Raw genomic sequence first — 15,594 nt, forward strand, 5'->3', positions numbered from 1 at the left:
AGCCTAGCGGTTTCCGGGTCCACGGCGAGCACCCTGGCTAGGATGGACGGTATGACTGCTTTGACGCCGAACAACCCCGATACCCTGGCCCTGGCAGGGCTCCTGGACGACCCGACCGCACTGACCCTGGCACTGTGCGACATCCCCTCCGTCTCCGGCGACGAGGGCCGGATCACCGATGCGGTGGCCGGACTGCTTGAGCTGATTTCGGCCCAGGGCACGCCCCTGGAGATCCGCCGCGACGGCGACGCCCTGGTTGCTGCGACCCGGACGGGTGCGGCCGAACGGATCATCGTGGCGGGCCACCTGGACACGGTGCCGATCGAGGACAATGTGCCAGCGGAGATGCGCGAGCTCGACGGACAACGTGTGGTGTGGGGCAGAGGGGCCTGCGATATGAAATCCGGGGTGGCCATGCAGCTGTCCGCGGCCGCGGCCCTACGGGATCCGGTGCGGGACGTGACCTGGGTGTTCTACGACCATGAAGAGGTCGCAGCGTCCCTCAACGGGCTGGGCCGGGTGGCGCGCAACCACCCCGACTGGTTGGCCGGTGACTTCGCCATCCTGGGCGAGCCCAGCAATGCCGGGATCGAGGGTGGGTGCAATGGCACCATCCGGGTGGAGGTGACGACCAGGGGCGTGCGCGCACATTCGGCCCGTGCCTTCAAGGGCGTCAATGCGATTCACCTGGCCGCCCCGATCCTCGCCCGCCTGGCCGGGCACACCGCACAGACCGTGCGCGTGGATGGCCTTGACTACCGCGAGTCCCTGTCTGCCGTGGGGATATCCGGTGGCGTGGCCGGCAATGTGGTTCCCGACCTGTGCACGGTCACCGTGAACTACCGCTTCGCCCCCGATAAGTCGCCGGAAGAGGCAGAGGCCTGGCTGCGGGAGTTCTTCGCCGGCTATGAGCTGCGCGTGACAGACGTTTCAGCCGGCGCGCGGCCGGGCCTGGACCAGCCGGCGGCCCAGGCGTTCATCGCCGCATTGGACGGCCTGCCGGGGATCGGTTCGACGCCGGCGGCCAAGCTGGGGTGGACGGACGTGGCCCGGTTCTCCGAACTCGGCATCCCCGCAGTCAACTTCGGTCCCGGCGACGCCCTGTTCGCCCACAAAGCCGATGAGCACGCCCCGGCGGGACAGATCACCGCGGCCGCCTCGGCCCTGCTGAGCTTCCTCGAGCCCGCGGCCGTGGCGCCGTGGGCATGAGTGCGCCGGACGCGGGGACTGCGGGCCGGCACCGGGTAACCGGGTCCGCGGCTCGCCTGGACCTGCCCGGCTGTCAGGCGGGGCCGGGGAATCCGGCGATCATGGCGGTCGTCAACCGGTCCACCGACTCCTTCTACGTGTCATCGGCATCCACCGCCGCGGCGGTCGCCGCGGCCCGTGCCGCCTGGGAGGCCGGCGCTACGATCGTCGACATCGGGGGAGTGCGCGCCGGACGCGGCCCCGCGGTCAGCGCCTCCCAGGAGATCGACTTGGTGGCGCCCATCGTGGCGGCGGTCGGCGCAGAACTGCCCGAACTCGTCATCAGCGTCGACACCTGGCGCGCCGAGGTCGGTGCCGCGGTGATCGACGCCGGCGCCCTGATCATCAACGACACCTGGGCGGGCTACGATCCCGAGCTGACCCGAGTGGCCGCAGCCGGCGGCTGTGCCCTGGTCTGCTCGCACACGGGCGGCCTCGATCCGCGCACCGATGCCCACCGCAACCGGTACGGCCTGGCGAGTCCGGACTTCGCACGGGCTCTGGACACCGGCCTGGCAGCGCTGGTGGAGCGGGCTCGGGCGGCCGGCATGCCCGATGAGCGCATCATCGTCGACCCCACCCCGGACTTCGGGAAGAACACATACCAGTCCCTGCAGGTGATGCGCGAACTGCCGCGCCTGAGCGCGGGTGCCCATGCCGTCCTCCTGGCGATCTCCCGGAAGGACTTCGTCGGCGAATCCGTGGGCGTGGACACCCCCGCCCAACGGTTGCCTGCGACACTGGCGGCCACGGCCCTGGCCATCGAAGCGGGCGTGGGGCTGATCCGCACCCACGATGTGGCCGCAACACGGCAGGTCATCGACATGGTTCTGGCGATCACCGGGGCCCGGCCACCGCGCCGGGCGCTGCGCGGGCTGGTGTGAGCCGGCGGATGTGAAAGAATGAGCGCATGTCCATTTGGCTAGTCATCGGAGTCGCAGCGGCACTCTTCGTCCTGGTCGTGGCCCTGGCGGGGTCGCTGGGCGTGTTCAATCAACCCATGTCCCAGGAGACCACCTCGGTACCGGTGGCCGCGCTGCCGGAGGGCTTCGCACCCGAGGAACTGTCGACCCTGCGCTTCACCCCGGCGCTGCGCGGCTACCGGCCCGACGAGGTCGATGCGGTCCTGGACGGGTGCCGGCTGCGGATCGCGGAGCTCGAGGCCCAGCTGGAGACCGGTGCACAGGCGGCGCCCGCGCAGCTCGCCCCAGTCCCCAAGGAGCCGTCCGATTCCTGAGAGGGTTCCCCTGCGGTGGGAGGCGGCCGCAGCCCGGAAGCGCAGCCGTGAGCGGGGGCAACGGACTCGTTATGCGGCCGATGAGGGTGTGGGGCTCTTCCCGCGGACGCTCAGCCGGTCCGGTCTGGACCGGCTGGGGACATGGCTTCTGGCACTGCCCGTCTGGCTCCAGGCGCTGGCCGTCTACGCTGCGTCGCGGGTGGTATCGCTGTTCATCATGGCCGCCGCGGCACGGCGCCAGGGACCGTCCTGGTGGACCGAGGGCGAGAGCGCCCCACTGCGCGTCTTTCTGAACTTCTGGGATGCCGGCTGGTATGAGAGGATCGCCACCGAGGGCTATCCGAGCGTCCTGCCGCTGCGCGAGGACGGTTCCGTGGGGCAGAGCTCCTGGGCCTTCTATCCTCTGCATCCCTGGCTGGCCGGATGGACCGCTCAGGTCACCGGCCTTGACTACCAACTGGTGTCACCGCTGCTGTCCACTCTGTACGCCGCCGGGGCGGCCGTGTTGGTGCTCCATCTGTTCCGGCTGCACGCGAGCGCCGAGCAGGCCCTGACCGGGCTGGCCGTCACCTTCTTCTTTCCCGCAGCAGTCGTATTCAACACCGGCTATGCCGAGGCGCTGACGTTCCTGCTACTGGCCGGGGCCCTCCTGCTGGTCGCCCGGCGGCACTACCTGTGGGCGATCCCGGTGGTGTTCCTCATGGACCTGTCCCGGCCGATCGGGGTGGCGTTCTCCTTCTTCATGCTGGTCCACCTGGTATCGCGCAGCATCCGGCGCCGCGACGAGGCATATCCGGTTCCCCAGATCGTGTGCTCGTGGGCACTGGGCGTGCTCTCCTGCTGTGCGGCACTGGTCCATCCTGTGGCGGCCTGGATCGTCACCGGGCAACCGCGGGCCTACTTCGATACCGAATCCGCGTGGACCGGGCATTCACAGGTCTTCGTCCAATGGGTGAGGATGTCGGAGGAGCTGGCCGGATCCTGGGGGCCGGTCCTCCTGGCCGTGCTTCTCGTGGGCCTGGCCGGAATGATCTTCGGCCCGGCAGGTCGGTTGATGGGACTCACCGGCCAGCTGTTCGTCTCCTGTTATGTGGTCTACCTATTGCTGTTCTTCACTCCGCAGACCTCGACACTGCGGCTGATGCTGCCGATGTTCCCCCTGTCGCTGGTCCTGGCGAAGTCCCGGTCCTGGACCAATAGAATCGTGGTCCTCGTCCTGGCGACGGTGTTGCAGATCGTCTTCGTGCAGTATCTCTGGGCCTTCAGCCCTGGCTCTATCCAGCCGCCGTGATCCCGGGGTCGGGGGAGTGCCCGGGTGGGAAATCAGGCGGTCGCATCGGTGTGTGGGTAGCAGTTACCCTGCCGATAGTGGATAATAAGAGGGGTACGCGTTCACGGTACTCATATCAATTGAAAGGGAAAGTGCTCTTATGGCAGCTCAGAAGCCCCGTACGGGTGACGGCCCGCTCGAAGTCACCAAAGAAGGTCGCGGGCTGGTTCTCCGCCTGCCGGTGGAAGGCGGGGGCCGCCTGGTCATCGAGATCACCCCTGAGGAGGCGCAGTCGCTGCATTCGGTACTCGCCGAGGTGATCTGAGAACCTGTTGACGAAGGTCGGGGCGGTACGGGGACAACCCGTACCGCCCCTGACTTTTCCCGAGGAACTCCTCACCCCTGCTGCGGATGCCGTTGCAGAACGAGTAGGCCCGCATCGACGGGCAGAATGAGCCTCTCCAGATCGGCGCGGGTGGAAACGAGCGCCAGCACTGTGCGCATCACGGCTGCCCGCGGACTGCGGTCACGTGGGTCGGCGACGGCCCCCGACAGCAGGGCGTCGTTGATGATCAACAGCCCGCCCGGGGCCAGTCGATCCACCGCCACCGGGATCAACTTGTCGTAGCACAGCGGATCGGCATCGATGAACACGCACTCGTAGGCTGTCCGTGCCAGCCGGGCGAGGACGTCCTCCCCACGACCGGTGATCAGCCGCAGGCGGTGCGCCCGGATACCCGCCAGGTCGGCCAGTTCCCTGGTCACCGCCTGGCGGGGAGCGCTGACATCGATACTGGTCAGTATTCCGCCGGCGGGCATGGCGCGCAGAAGGCTCAACGCGGACACCCCCGTGCCGGTGCCGACTTCGATTGCGGCGGCCGGCGCGGCCAGGCGCGTCAGGAACTCCAGAATCTTCGAACTCGTCGGTGACAGCGGCTCACACGCATAATCGTCTGCGACTTGGCGAGCGGCTTCGACCACCGGGTCGGCGGCGTTGAAACGGTCGGCGTAACGAGCTTGGCCCGCCCAGTCTCTTGACACGCGCACTCCTTCAACTGCCACATGCGGACCCACCGCGGGTCCGACACTCAAGTGTAATGCCGTCGATCACCTTGCGGGCAGATCGGCGAGAGCAGTCACACAGGCCGCGGCCCATGTCGCCTCGTCGACCCGGTGCTCCGGTAGGCGGGCTCTGGTCCCCACATGGGCGACCTCTTCATCCTCCCAGTGGGGCCGCGCCCTGACCGCCAGGGCCGCCGGCAGCTCCCCACGGGCATTGACGATGCGCCACCAGCTCACGTTCGCCCCGTAGACGGACATGATCCGGCCGACCAGCCGCGGCGAGGTCCCGGCCAGTCTGGCCACCATCCCGTAGGTGGCCAGGCGGCCCGCTGGCACGCACTCACAACAGCGCAGCACTCTTTCCACCACAAGATCATCCATGACCGTCCAAGTCTTGCACACGCACGGACTAGAATGGAGCCATGATTGGCATCAACGGCACCGAGTTCGTCATCATCGTCGTCGTTGCCCTCATCGTGATCGGCCCCAAGCGGATCCCGGAGTACGCTCAGCAGCTGCGCGACCTGGTCCGGGGGCTGAAATCCCAGGCGCAGGGCCTCCGCGATGACCTGCGCAAGGACATGGGCGATGAGTTCGACGAGGTGGACTGGGCGAAGCTCGACCCCCGGCAGTACGATCCCCGGCGCATCGTCAAGGAAGCCCTGGCCGAGGACGATGCGCCCAGTGCGGCGGCCGCCCGGGCCTCGGAGTCCGCTCAACAGCAGGCCACCCTGGTCGAGGAGTCGCCGATCCAGCGCTATGCGAAACAGGCCAGGCTGCGCGACACCAGCCAGGCGGCACCCTTCGACCCGGACGCCACCTAGCCGCCGGCTCAGCCCAGATTCAGCGGCAGCGACCTGCCCGCCAGTCCGCGGGCGCGGTGGCTCAGGCCGCGGGCGATACGGGAGATTTCCAGTGCCGCCGGCGTCTGCCGGGCGGCGGCATCGAGCACAGCGGGAAGGCCCGCATCTGCGGCCTCGCGCAGCTTCGGCTCCAGCGGGACGCTGCCCAGCAGGGGCACGTCCTGGTCGGTGATCCGGGCCAGTCCGGCGACGACCTGCGCACCGCCACCGGTTCCGAAGACCTCCATCCGGGTGCCGTCCGGCAGCTGTAGATACGACATGTTCTCCACCACTCCGGCAACGCGCTGCTTGGTCTGCCTGGCGATCGCGCCGGCGCGTTCGGCGACGGTCGCCGCGGCCTGCTGCGGGGTCGTGACGACGATCAGTTCCGCATTCGGCAGTAACTGCGCCACACTGATCGCAACGTCCCCGGTGCCCGGGGGCAGGTCCAGCAGGAGAACGTCGAGGTCGCCCCAGAACACATCGGTGAGGAACTGTTCGAGTGCACGGTGGAGCATCGGACCGCGCCATACGACAGCCTGACCGGGGTCGACGAACATGCCGATGCTCATGACCTTCACTCCGTGGGCGACCTGCGGCAGGATCATATCGTCGAGCTTGGTGGGTTTGCCGCGCAGTCCGAACATCCCGGGAATCGAGAACCCGTGGATGTCGGCGTCGACCACGCCCACCCGCAATCCGTCGGCAGCCATGGCAGCGGCCAGGTTCGCAGTCAGGGATGACTTGCCGACCCCGCCCTTGCCCGAGGCGATCGCGTAGACGCGGGTCAGGGAGTCCGGCTGGGTGAAGGGAACGAGGCGTTTACCACCGGGGGCGCGCAGTTTCTCGCGCAGCCCCTTGCGCTGTTCGGCGCTCATCACCCCCAGCTTCAGGTCCACCTCGGCCAGGCCGGGCAGCTCTGCCAATTCGGTGTGGACGTCCCGGCTGATCGTGTCCTTCAGCGGGCACCCGGGGACGGTGAGCAGGACCTCGACGTGCGCGGTACCCGCCTCGTCGACCTCGGCGGAGGCGACCATGCCCAGGCTGACGATGTCACGACGCAGCTCGGGGTCGATGACGCGGGACAGGGCCGCGTGCAGATCCTCTGCGCTGGGCGCCTCGCTGTGGGGAACAGGTCCCCGGGCCGGTTCAGGAGTCACCGTGGTCCTCCAGTTCGGCCGCTGCGGCGGCCGCATCTACGTCGGCGATGACCCGGTCCGGGTCCCCGCCGGAAGCCGTCAGGGCATCGGCCAGTCCGGTGCGCTGATCGACCAGACGGGTGATGCGCTCCTCGTATTCGCGCGTCAGGGTGGTCACGGTCTCCTGGTGGGTCGTCTCGATCTCCTCGAGCAGATCGCGCAGCTCGGAGCGGATGAAATCACGGCCGGCCATGTCCCGCATGGCGATGCGCAGGGACGACATCTCGCGCATCAGGTACTCGGTATCGGCCAGGTGGCGCTCGTCGCGGCGCCGGTCGTTTTCGAATTCGATCCGGTCCCGGTCGGCCGAGCGGTTGTCGGCCAGCAGCAGCAGAGGGGCCGCATAGGACGCCTGGAGGGACAGGATGAGGGTCAGCAGGGTGAAGTTCATGGCCCGCGGATCGAACTGCCATTCCTCGGGCGCCAGCGAATTCCAGCCCAGCCACACCGCGCAGATCACCGTCATCCAGAACAGGAAGGCGGGTGTGCCCATGAAACGGGCGATCGCCTCGGCGATGCGGCCGAACATATCGGGGTTGACCGACAGTCGGGGCAGCCCCCGGCCCTTGGAACGCGGGGTGTCCAGGGAGTTGGGCTGCGCGGCCTTCCGCTCATCCTCGGCCATGTGGCACCTCCTGTCGCGTCACCGGGTCCTCCGGATCGTCGTGATCGTCGTGGCGGTGGGCCCGCCAGTCCTCCGGCAGCAGTTCGTCAAGCACATCGTCGACGGTGATGACCCCGACCAAATGGTCCGTGTCGTCGACCACCGGGATCGAAACCAGGTCGTAGGCGGCCAGGGTATGGCTGACCTCCGCGATCGAGGCCTCGGTCCGCAGGGGGTCGATCTCATCGTCGATGATCTCTCCGATCGCCTCCTGTGGTGGCACCCGCAGCAGCTTCTGGATGTGCACCATGCCCAGGTACTTGCCCGTGGGCGGTTCCAGGGGCTGCCTACACACGAACACGGCGCCGGCCAGGGCCGCAGGCAGTTCCTCACGGCGGACGTGGGCCAGAGCCTCGGCCACCGTGGTCTCGGGGGCCAGGATCACCGGCTCGGTGGTCATCAGGCCGCCGGCGGTGTCCTCGTCGTAGGACAGCAGGGTGCGCACGTCCTTGGCGTCCTCCGGCTCCATCGCCGAGAGCAGCTCCTCGGCGCGCTCATCGGAGAGCTCACCCAGCAGGTCTGCGGCGTCGTCGGGATCCATCGCCTCGAGCACGTCGGCAGCGCGCTCCATGTCCAGAGCGCCCACGATCTCGATACTGGTGGTCTCCGGGAGTTCCTCGAGCACGTCTGCAAGGCGTTCGTCGCCCAGTTCCCTGGCGATCTCCAGCCTGCGCTTGACCGGCATCTCCGTGAGGATATCGGCCAGGTCGGCCGGCTTCGCGTCCTCATAGGCCTGGATGAACTGCGTGGCCTCCTGTTTCAAGTCCTCTTTGGGGTGGTCGACATCGGACCAGTCGACCTGCAGGGTCTCGCCGCGGTGCCGGAAGCCGAAGGTCCGTTTGACCGACGGGCGCCGCACGAACAGGCGCGAGACCTCCCATTCGCGATTGCGCTGCAATTCGATCGCGACGTCCTCGACCTGCACCCAGGTGCCGTCCTCGCGCAGTTTGAGCCTGCGGTCGAGCAGATCGCCGAGCACCAGGGTCTCCGAATTGCGCTGCTGGAACCTGCGCATGTTGACCAGACCGGTGATCTGCACGCCGCCGGGGTCGATATTGGTCACCCGTCCGATCGGCACGAAGACCCGCCTGCGCCCCGGGACCTCGACGACGATGCCGATGGCCTTGGGCGGCTGTCTGATGGAGGCGCGGAAGACCACCACGACATCGCGCACCCGGCCCACCTGGTCGCCTACGGGGTCGAATACGCCGGTGCCCGCCAGGCGGGCTACGAAGACTCGATTTCCGGTTCCACTCACGTCCCTAGCCTACCGAACGGGCGAGTCGGCGGAACGTGATCAATTCCGCAATCCGGCCCAGGCTGCGGCAAGGTCCGGGGCGAACGAGGCCAGCGGTCGGGGCGCGGTGGGATCCGTCACAGCGCCGGCGGCGGGCACCCTGAGCACCGCGTCGACGATCGCAGTGGACAGCGCATCGGCTCCCGCCGCCCCCAGCGCAGTCAGTGCCAGGTCCCGTGGGGAATCCTCGGGCAGCTCCTGCGTCCCGCAGGCCAGGGCGAAGACGGTATCCCCGTCGAACAGGGTGTGCGAGGGCCGGACCGCCCTGGCCAGCCCGGCGTGAGCCGTAGCGGCCAGGCGGGTCGCCTCGGCGGTGTCCAGGCGCGCATTCGTCACAATGCAGGCGATCGTCGTATTGCGTGGGGAATCGGCAGGTGCACTCCGCTGCCGCCGCTCCCGTTCGGCGGCGAGCGCCGCGCGTTCGGTGCCGGTCAGGCGGGGCAGGCCGATTCCGAAATCGGCCAGCACACCCGCGGCGTTGAGCTCGCCACGGGCATCGAGCAGTCCACCGGACGGATTGGCCACGACCAGTGCCGCCACCTGGACCTCGCCCAGGGTGATGAGCGCATGCCCCAGACCGCCACGGTACAGACCACGGTCACACCAGGCCCCGAGGCCGGCGCCCACCGATCCCGCCTCACCCAACACAGTGGTATCGCCGGCTGTGGTGCGACGGGCCGTCAGGGCGGCGCGGGCGGCCGCGGCGCCCGCTGCCAGACCCGGCGGTTCGGTGGGTGTGGCGGCGCGTCCCAGGTCGAAGATCGCAGCGGCCGGCACGATCGGCACCGTGATGCCGCCGGGCACGGGAGAGCCGACCCCGGATTCGGCCAGCACGTCCTGGACTCCGCGGGCCGCGGCCAGGCCGAAGGCCGAACCGCCGGTGAGCAGGATCGCATCGGCTCCATAGGACAGGGTGCCGGGTGCCAGGATCGCGGACTCGTGGACGGCCGGACCCCCACCGCGCACATCGACGCCGGCCGTGGTGCCGGGTGCGGGCAGGATGACGGTCGAGCCTGTCGATCCGGACGCGGCGGCCCAGTGGCCCAGGGAGACATCGGTCAGTGAGGCGACCGAACGGCCGGGGAACAGAAGTGGGGTGTCCATGGGTACAGTATGTACCGAAGCGAAGGGGAAGGAGGCCGCGTGGACAAGCCCATCGCGCTTCGCGCGCTCTCCCTTGCCCGTTGTTGGTCGTTCCTCGTACCGGGGATCCTCGTCTGGCTCGCGTATATACAGCCGGGCACCGATGTCCACCAGCCTGCGCGATACGCCGTCTTCTACACTGCGGTGAGCTTCGTCCCGGCCATCGTCGCATCGGTGATCGTGACGTTCCTGCGCCGCGCCGGCGAGGTGGCCTTCCTCGTCCTGGCGGTCATCCTCCACCTGGCGCTGGCCTTTCTCTGCGGATCCCTCTCGTTTCGGAACTCGGCGGAGGGCTTCGTCGCACAAGGGGTGGAGGCGCTGGTGTTCTTCGGACTTCCCCTGTGCGCCTACAGCCTGATCCTGTACGCCGTTCTGTGGCTGCTCGAGCTGCTCTGGGCGCGTCACATCGCGCGCCGGGCACGGAGATGACAAGCGGCCCGGAACCGATTCGGTTCCGGGCCGCCGTGCTGTGTGCCAGGCTGTGGCCTACTTGCCCTGGACCCAGGCCTCGACCTCGGCGCGGGTCTTCGGGAAGCCGGCGGACAGGGATTCGACGCCGTCCGCGGTCACCAGCACATCGTCCTCGATGCGCACCCCGATGCCCTTGAACTCATCGGGCACCAGTTCGTCCTCGGCCTTGAAGTACAGGCCGGGCTCGATCGTGAAGACCATGCCGGGCTCCAGCACGCCGTCGGTGTACATCTCGGCCCTGGCCTGCGCGCAGTCGTGGACGTCCAGGCCCAGGTGGTGGCTGGTGCCGTGGACCATCCAGCGGCGGTGCTGCTGACCGGTCGCAGACAGCGATTCCTCGGCGCTGACCGGCAGCATTCCGAATTCCTCGAGCTTGTGTGCGATGACGTTCATCGCCGCGTCGTGGATCTCGCCGAAGCGCACCGGGTGGTCGACGTGTTCTGCGGCCTTCGCGAAGGCCGCCCGGGATGCCTCGAGCACGGCGTCGTAGACCTTCGCCTGTGCCTCGGTGAAGTGCCCGTCGACCGGCAGGGTGCGGGTGATGTCGGCGGTGTAGAGGGAATCGGCTTCGGCACCGGCGTCGATGAGCACCAGATCGCCTGGCGTGACCTTGCCGGTGTTCTTCACCCAGTGCAGGGTGCAGGCGTGGTTGCCCGAGGCCGCGATCGTGTCGTAGCCGACGCCGTTGCCCTCAACCTTGCTGGCCAGGTCGAAGGCCGCCTCGATGACGCGCTCGCCGCGCCGATGGCCGATCGCCTGGGGGAGGCGCTCGATCACATTGTCGAAACCGGCGCGCGTGATGTCGATGGCCTGGCGGATCTGGGCGATTTCGTGTTCGTCCTTGAGCAGGCGCAGCTCGGACAGGCCCTGGGCCAGTTCGTCGTCGCCTGCTGCGGCCGCGACCAGATCGGCCTGCACCTGGGTGCGCGCCACATCGATCGATTCCGTGATCTGCGCATCGGCCTCGCGAACCACGCGCACGGAGATCGCGCCCAGGTCCTTGGTCATCGCATCGGGGGCCTCTGCGATATTGCGGCAGGGGATTCCGGTCAGGCGCTGCATGGACTCCAGGTCCTCCCGCGGTCCCACCCAGTATTCGCCATAGCGCGAATCGGAGAAGAACTCCTCGGTGTCCGCGCCGGCGCGTGGGGCGAAGAACAAAGTGGCGTCGTGGCCGTGATCATTCGGCTCCATGACGAGCACCGCGTCGGGCTCCGCATCCATCTCCAGGCCCGTCAAGTGGATGAAGGCCGAATGGGCGCGGAACTTGTAGTCGCAGTCGTTGTTGCGGACCCGGTAGCCGCCGGCCGGCACGACGATGCGCTCGCCTGGGAAGGCTGCGGATACCGCGGCGCGCCGGGCCGGGGTGTAGGACGCCGCACCCAAGGGCTCCGGATCGTTCTCCGGGCGTGACCAGCCGGTGGCGATGAAGTCGCGGAACGCTTGGGACTGCGGGCGGCGCGACCGGTTGTTCACGCGGTCTGCGATGTCCTGGACTGATTCGGGATTCGACTCTTGGGATACTGACTCACTCATATATCCCAGTCTAGGGCCCGCGACCGCCGGGCGACCCCGGGTTCGGGGGTTCGACGCGCCACAGCCGCCGGCCCGGCTCCGCCGCAGCTGCCGCCCGGAGGCGGCTGGGCGCCATACAATGTCAGCATGATCGTCGATACCCACACGCACTCCCGCTTCTCCGACGGCACCCAATCCCCAACAGAACTCATGGAAGATGCCGTGGACTCCGGCGTCGATGTCATCGGGCTGAGCGACCACGACACCACGGCCGGCTGGGGTGAGGCCCTGGCCGCCGCCGGGGACCTCGGCGTTGGCCTGCTGCGCGGCGTCGAGGTCTCCACCCGATACCAGGGGGTGACGGTGCACATGCTGTGCTATCTGCACGAACCCGCCGGAGCCGAACTGACCGCGGTGATCGGGCACGCCCGCAGGGCCAGGGAGGAACGCACCCGCATCATGGTCGAGAGGATCGCCGAGGACTATCCGATCACCTGGGACGGCCTGTTGGAGTTGGCCGGTGAACATGCGACCCTGGGACGGCCGCACATTGCGGACGCGCTGGTGCGCATCGGCGCCGTGGCCACCCGGTCAGAGGCCTTCGCCGGGCTGTTGGGCGGCGGTTCGAAATACCACGTCCCCCTCGAGGCGATCGATCCGCTCGAGGCCATCGGCCTGATCCACGATGCCGGGGGAGTCGCCGTCTTCGCCCACCCCCTGGCAGCCGCACGTGGCCGGGTGGTGCCCGATCGTGCCTTCGGCGAGCTGATCGCCGCGGGCCTTGACGGGATCGAGGTCGACCACCGGGACAATCCGCCGGCCGCCCGCCAGCGGCTGCGCCGGTTGGCGGGGGAGCACGGCCTGATCATCACGGGCTCCTCGGACTACCACGGGGCGGGCAAGCCGAACCGGCTGGCCGAACACACCACGGCCCGTGACATGCTCATGCGCATCGCCGAGGCCGGCAGGGGCACTGACCTGGTCCTGCCCCGCTGAGCCGGGACCCCGGGCCACAACGCGAGAATGCCGCCGTGCACACGAGGACGACCTCGTGTGCACGGCGGCATTCTCAAGACTTCGGACGGTCAGTTGGCTGCGGCCTGCTCACCGGACTTGCCACCGTGGGTGCGACGACGCCTGCGCTTCTTCGGCGCGGCCGACTGTTCCCCGTCGGCGGCCGGGGCGTCCCCTGCGGTCTTCGCATCCCCTGCGGGGCGCCTGCGCCGGGAGTCCGATCCGCGCGAGCGCCGGGAGCCGTGCGAACCGCCCTCGCGCCTGCGGGAGTGGCCGGCACCGGATTCGGCGTCCTGCCCGGCCGTCGGGCGCTGCCGCTTGAGCCGGCCCTTCGTGCCCTCCGGGATGTTCAGATCCGCATACAGGTGCGGCGAGGTGGAGTAGGTCTCCACCGGTTCCTCGAGGTCGAGCCCCAACTCGCGGTTGATGAGCTTCCAACGGGGCACATCGTCCCAGTCGACCAGCGTCACCGCGACGCCTGAGTGTCCGGCCCGGCCCGTCCGTCCGATCCGGTGGACATAGGTCTTGTCGTCATCGGGGCACTGGTAGTTGATGACGTGGGTCACGTCGTCGACGTCGATGCCGCGTGCGGCGACATCGGTGGCCACCAGCACATCGACCTGGCCCTCGCGGAACTGCTTGAGTGCTTTCTCACGCATCTGCTGGTTCAGATCCCCGTGCAGGGGGCGGGCGTTGAAACCGCGATCGCGCAGTTCCTCTCCCAGCCGGTCGGCGGTGCGCTTGGTGCGGGCGAAGATGATGGTCCGGCCACGGCCGGTGGCCTGCAGAATGCGCGCGACCATTTCCGATTTGTCCATCGCATGGGCCCGGTAGACCAGCTGCTTGGTGTTCTTGCCCGTCTGCGTCGTATCGCCGGCATCGTGGGCGCGGATATGGGTCGGGTGGCTCATATAGCGCCGGGCCAGGGCGATGACCTGGCCGGGCATCGTGGCCGAGAACAACATGGTCTGGCGGTTCGTGGGAAGCGCTGCGACGATTCGTTCGACATCGGGCAGGAAGCCCAGGTCGAGCATCTCGTCGGCTTCGTCGAAGACCGCGGTGGCCACTCCGTCCAGGCGCAGGATCCGCCTGCCGTAGAGGTCCAACAGCCGGCCGGGGGTGCCGACGACCACGTCGGCGCCGGCCTTGATGGCCTCGATCTGCGGTTCGAAGTCCTTGCCGCCGTAGATCGTCACAACGTGCAGATCGCGCTTCGTCGAGGCCTCGACGAGGTCCTCGGCGACCTGCTTGGCCAGCTCGCGGGTCGGCACGACCACGAGCGCCTGCGGAATCCGCTGCGCACCGGTGGGCGCATCGGGCTCGCCCTGGGCGATGACCCGCTGCAGCAGGGGGATGCCGAAGCCCAGGGTCTTGCCCGTGCCGGTCTTGGCCTGGCCGATGATGTCGGCTCCGGTCAGGGCCACCGGCAGGGTCAGGGACTGGATGGGGAACGGGTGTTCCTTGCCGGCCTCAGCCAGGGCCGCGACGATGGGCCCTGCGACTCCGAGGTCGGCGAATGTCGGTTCGGCCGGGGTGGCCTGTGCGGACTGCTCGTCAAGCTGCGCGGTGTCCGCGGCGAAGACGTCCTCCGTGCCGATGGGCGCGGATGCGTCGTTGTCGATATCTGTCACGTTCACTCCTCAAGGTGCGTACCCGTGGGAGCACGCACGTAGTCATCCGGCGGATAGGCTAGGGGGCATGTCTGATCAACAGCCGCCCCGGCAGGGTATCGAGACGCTCGCGACCCTGGCCTATAGCGAATTGGCCGCCTTCGAACGTCTGGCCACCGACGCCCAGTTCGCCCCCGACGTCCGTGACACCGTGGATCTGGCCCGCATGGCCGGGTGGTGCCTTGCACATTTCGAGGATCTTGACGCCCGCATCACCGAGCTCGGAGGAGACTCCGTCACACTGATGGAGGCGGCCCGGCCGTCCTTCGCCGCATTCATGGAGCGGACGAAGCCCACCGACTGGTACGAGAGCCTGATGAAGGGCTATGTCTACGATGAGATTCTCAAAGACTTCGCCCGGGCCGCTCTGGACCAGTTGGATGCCGACAGCCGTGCAGTCGCCACCGCCGTCTTAGATGATACACGTCCGGTAGAATATCTGGCCTCCCGCCTGGGCGCCGCAGTCGCGGCCGATCAGGTCCTTTCCAGCAGGCTGGCCCTGTGGGGCCGCAAGCTGGTGGCCGAATCCCTGCGCCGCGTGCGCGAATTGCCCGGCGTCTTCCCGACGGAATCGGCAGCGGCCACGGAACTCAGCCAGCACATCATGAGCAATCACTCACGGCGCATGTCGGTCCTGGGGCTGACCGCCTGAGCCGGAAATGCGGAGGCGGTGGGTACGGCGGCCGATCGGCCATCGTACCCACCGCCTCCGCGTCGGACGGAACGCCTCAGATGCCGAAGCCCACCCGGCCGGGGGTCTCCGCGCCGACCTCGACATAGGCCAGGGCGGCCGCCGGCACGATGACCTTGCGGCCCTTGGCATCCTCGAGCACCAGGGTGGTGCCGTCCTTGAGCGCCCCATCGACCTTGGTCGCGAGCTCGTCGGCCGTCAGCTGCGAGTCGAGCGCCAGCTCACGGTTGCTCTGGCGTACGCCGATCTTGATCTCCATGTTCCTCATACC

General features: G+C 68.5%; 18 protein-coding genes. 9 read left to right on the forward strand and 9 right to left on the reverse strand.

Translation table 11 applies throughout. From position 1 onward, the window contains the following. Positions 1 to 51 precede the first annotated feature (51 nt). The 5 genes from dapE (at position 52) to NQ038_RS02440 (ending at position 4,080) form a co-directional block, all read left to right on the forward strand. Positions 52 to 1,209, forward strand: coding sequence for a succinyl-diaminopimelate desuccinylase (gene dapE / locus NQ038_RS02420; protein WP_257061767.1), 1,158 nt, complete (start codon positions 52 to 54; stop codon positions 1,207 to 1,209). After that, on the forward strand, positions 1,206 to 2,132 hold the full coding sequence (gene folP, locus NQ038_RS02425; protein WP_257047186.1) for a dihydropteroate synthase: 927 nt from the start codon (positions 1,206 to 1,208) through the stop codon (positions 2,130 to 2,132). The genes dapE and folP overlap by 4 nt, the downstream gene beginning before the upstream one ends. 26 nt (positions 2,133 to 2,158) lie before the next feature. Further along, positions 2,159 to 2,485, forward strand: coding sequence for a DivIVA domain-containing protein (locus NQ038_RS02430; RefSeq protein WP_257061768.1), 327 nt, complete (start codon positions 2,159 to 2,161; stop codon positions 2,483 to 2,485). 88 nt (positions 2,486 to 2,573) lie between these two features. Next, the gene (locus NQ038_RS02435) at positions 2,574 to 3,776 is read left to right on the forward strand and encodes a hypothetical protein (protein WP_257061769.1); all 1,203 of its coding nucleotides are present in this window, start codon (positions 2,574 to 2,576) and stop codon (positions 3,774 to 3,776) included. Positions 3,777 to 3,915: 139 nt separating this feature from the next. Beyond that, entirely contained in the window at positions 3,916 to 4,080 is a 165-nt protein-coding gene (locus NQ038_RS02440) for a DUF3117 domain-containing protein (RefSeq protein WP_257047189.1), read from the forward strand. Between the two features lie 71 nt (positions 4,081 to 4,151). Here the strand turns inward: NQ038_RS02440 and NQ038_RS02445 are convergent, their stop codons facing one another. After that, positions 4,152 to 4,796, reverse strand: coding sequence for a class I SAM-dependent methyltransferase (locus NQ038_RS02445; protein WP_257061770.1), 645 nt, complete (start codon positions 4,794 to 4,796; stop codon positions 4,152 to 4,154). 66 nt (positions 4,797 to 4,862) lie between these two features. Continuing rightward, positions 4,863 to 5,198 (reverse strand): MGMT family protein, encoded by a 336-nt coding sequence (locus NQ038_RS02450; protein ID WP_257047191.1) that lies wholly within the window; start codon positions 5,196 to 5,198, stop codon positions 4,863 to 4,865. A 41-nt stretch (positions 5,199 to 5,239) separates the two neighbouring features. Between NQ038_RS02450 and NQ038_RS02455 the strand changes: the two genes are divergently transcribed. Beyond that, positions 5,240 to 5,641, forward strand: coding sequence for a twin-arginine translocase TatA/TatE family subunit (locus NQ038_RS02455; protein ID WP_257047192.1), 402 nt, complete (start codon positions 5,240 to 5,242; stop codon positions 5,639 to 5,641). 8 nt (positions 5,642 to 5,649) lie between these two features. Here NQ038_RS02455 and NQ038_RS02460 read toward each other — a convergent pair whose 3' ends face one another. Genes NQ038_RS02460 through NQ038_RS02475 form a run of 4 tightly spaced genes read right to left on the reverse strand, consistent with a single transcriptional unit; the run spans position 5,650 to position 9,923 of the window. Continuing rightward, positions 5,650 to 6,819 (reverse strand): Mrp/NBP35 family ATP-binding protein, encoded by a 1,170-nt coding sequence (locus NQ038_RS02460; protein ID WP_257061771.1) that lies wholly within the window; start codon positions 6,817 to 6,819, stop codon positions 5,650 to 5,652. Further along, positions 6,809 to 7,483 carry a DUF1003 domain-containing protein gene (locus NQ038_RS02465; RefSeq protein ID WP_257061772.1) on the reverse strand — a complete coding sequence of 225 codons (675 nt, stop codon included), beginning with the start codon at positions 7,481 to 7,483 and terminating at the stop codon, positions 6,809 to 6,811. Before NQ038_RS02465 ends, NQ038_RS02460 begins: the two co-directional genes overlap by 11 nt. Next, positions 7,470 to 8,780: a magnesium transporter MgtE N-terminal domain-containing protein gene (locus tag NQ038_RS02470; protein WP_257047195.1), complete on the reverse strand. Its 1,311-nt coding sequence runs from the start codon at positions 8,778 to 8,780 to the stop codon at positions 7,470 to 7,472. Before NQ038_RS02470 ends, NQ038_RS02465 begins: the two co-directional genes overlap by 14 nt. A gap of 39 nt (positions 8,781 to 8,819) precedes the next feature. Beyond that, on the reverse strand, positions 8,820 to 9,923 hold the full coding sequence (locus tag NQ038_RS02475) for a P1 family peptidase (RefSeq protein ID WP_257061773.1): 1,104 nt from the start codon (positions 9,921 to 9,923) through the stop codon (positions 8,820 to 8,822). A 39-nt stretch (positions 9,924 to 9,962) separates the two neighbouring features. Between NQ038_RS02475 and NQ038_RS02480 the strand changes: the two genes are divergently transcribed. After that, positions 9,963 to 10,391 carry a hypothetical protein gene (locus NQ038_RS02480; protein ID WP_257061775.1) on the forward strand — a complete coding sequence of 143 codons (429 nt, stop codon included), beginning with the start codon at positions 9,963 to 9,965 and terminating at the stop codon, positions 10,389 to 10,391. Between the two features lie 57 nt (positions 10,392 to 10,448). Here the strand turns inward: NQ038_RS02480 and NQ038_RS02485 are convergent, their stop codons facing one another. Continuing rightward, positions 10,449 to 11,969, reverse strand: coding sequence for an aminopeptidase P family protein (locus tag NQ038_RS02485; RefSeq protein WP_257047198.1), 1,521 nt, complete (start codon positions 11,967 to 11,969; stop codon positions 10,449 to 10,451). A gap of 126 nt (positions 11,970 to 12,095) precedes the next feature. Between NQ038_RS02485 and NQ038_RS02490 the strand changes: the two genes are divergently transcribed. Continuing rightward, complete coding sequence (locus tag NQ038_RS02490) at positions 12,096 to 12,944, forward strand: PHP domain-containing protein (protein WP_257047199.1); 849 nt, start codon at positions 12,096 to 12,098, stop codon at positions 12,942 to 12,944. A gap of 89 nt (positions 12,945 to 13,033) precedes the next feature. Here the strand turns inward: NQ038_RS02490 and NQ038_RS02495 are convergent, their stop codons facing one another. Continuing rightward, positions 13,034 to 14,593: a DEAD/DEAH box helicase gene (locus tag NQ038_RS02495; RefSeq protein ID WP_373456767.1), complete on the reverse strand. Its 1,560-nt coding sequence runs from the start codon at positions 14,591 to 14,593 to the stop codon at positions 13,034 to 13,036. 67 nt (positions 14,594 to 14,660) lie between these two features. On the opposite strand from NQ038_RS02495, the gene NQ038_RS02500 reads away from it, so the two are divergent. After that, positions 14,661 to 15,284: a ferritin-like domain-containing protein gene (locus tag NQ038_RS02500; protein ID WP_257047200.1), complete on the forward strand. Its 624-nt coding sequence runs from the start codon at positions 14,661 to 14,663 to the stop codon at positions 15,282 to 15,284. A gap of 76 nt (positions 15,285 to 15,360) precedes the next feature. Here the strand turns inward: NQ038_RS02500 and NQ038_RS02505 are convergent, their stop codons facing one another. Beyond that, positions 15,361 to 15,582 carry a DUF3107 domain-containing protein gene (locus NQ038_RS02505; protein WP_257058462.1) on the reverse strand — a complete coding sequence of 74 codons (222 nt, stop codon included), beginning with the start codon at positions 15,580 to 15,582 and terminating at the stop codon, positions 15,361 to 15,363. Between the last annotated feature and the right edge of the window lie 12 nt (positions 15,583 to 15,594).

The organism is Brevibacterium sp. 50QC2O2, from assembly GCF_024580675.1.
Lineage (GTDB): Bacteria > Actinomycetota > Actinomycetes > Actinomycetales > Brevibacteriaceae > Brevibacterium > Brevibacterium moorei.

What these genes read in the sequence shown, in the direction of transcription:
- dapE (WP_257061767.1), top strand. Translation starts at nt 52, where the DNA reads ATGACTGCTTTGACGCCGAACAACCCCGATACCCTGGCCCTGGCAGGG.
- folP (WP_257047186.1), top strand. Translation starts at nt 1,206, where the DNA reads ATGAGTGCGCCGGACGCGGGGACTGCGGGCCGGCACCGGGTAACCGGG.
- NQ038_RS02430 (WP_257061768.1), top strand. Translation starts at nt 2,159, where the DNA reads ATGTCCATTTGGCTAGTCATCGGAGTCGCAGCGGCACTCTTCGTCCTG.
- NQ038_RS02440 (WP_257047189.1), top strand. Translation starts at nt 3,916, where the DNA reads ATGGCAGCTCAGAAGCCCCGTACGGGTGACGGCCCGCTCGAAGTCACC.
- NQ038_RS02450 (WP_257047191.1), bottom strand. Translation starts at nt 5,198, where the DNA reads ATGGATGATCTTGTGGTGGAAAGAGTGCTGCGCTGTTGTGAGTGCGTG.
- NQ038_RS02455 (WP_257047192.1), top strand. Translation starts at nt 5,240, where the DNA reads ATGATTGGCATCAACGGCACCGAGTTCGTCATCATCGTCGTCGTTGCC.
- NQ038_RS02465 (WP_257061772.1), bottom strand. Translation starts at nt 7,483, where the DNA reads ATGGCCGAGGATGAGCGGAAGGCCGCGCAGCCCAACTCCCTGGACACC.
- NQ038_RS02475 (WP_257061773.1), bottom strand. Translation starts at nt 9,923, where the DNA reads ATGGACACCCCACTTCTGTTCCCCGGCCGTTCGGTCGCCTCACTGACC.
- NQ038_RS02485 (WP_257047198.1), bottom strand. Translation starts at nt 11,969, where the DNA reads ATGAGTGAGTCAGTATCCCAAGAGTCGAATCCCGAATCAGTCCAGGAC.
- NQ038_RS02490 (WP_257047199.1), top strand. Translation starts at nt 12,096, where the DNA reads ATGATCGTCGATACCCACACGCACTCCCGCTTCTCCGACGGCACCCAA.
- NQ038_RS02500 (WP_257047200.1), top strand. Translation starts at nt 14,661, where the DNA reads ATGTCTGATCAACAGCCGCCCCGGCAGGGTATCGAGACGCTCGCGACC.
- NQ038_RS02505 (WP_257058462.1), bottom strand. Translation starts at nt 15,582, where the DNA reads ATGGAGATCAAGATCGGCGTACGCCAGAGCAACCGTGAGCTGGCGCTC.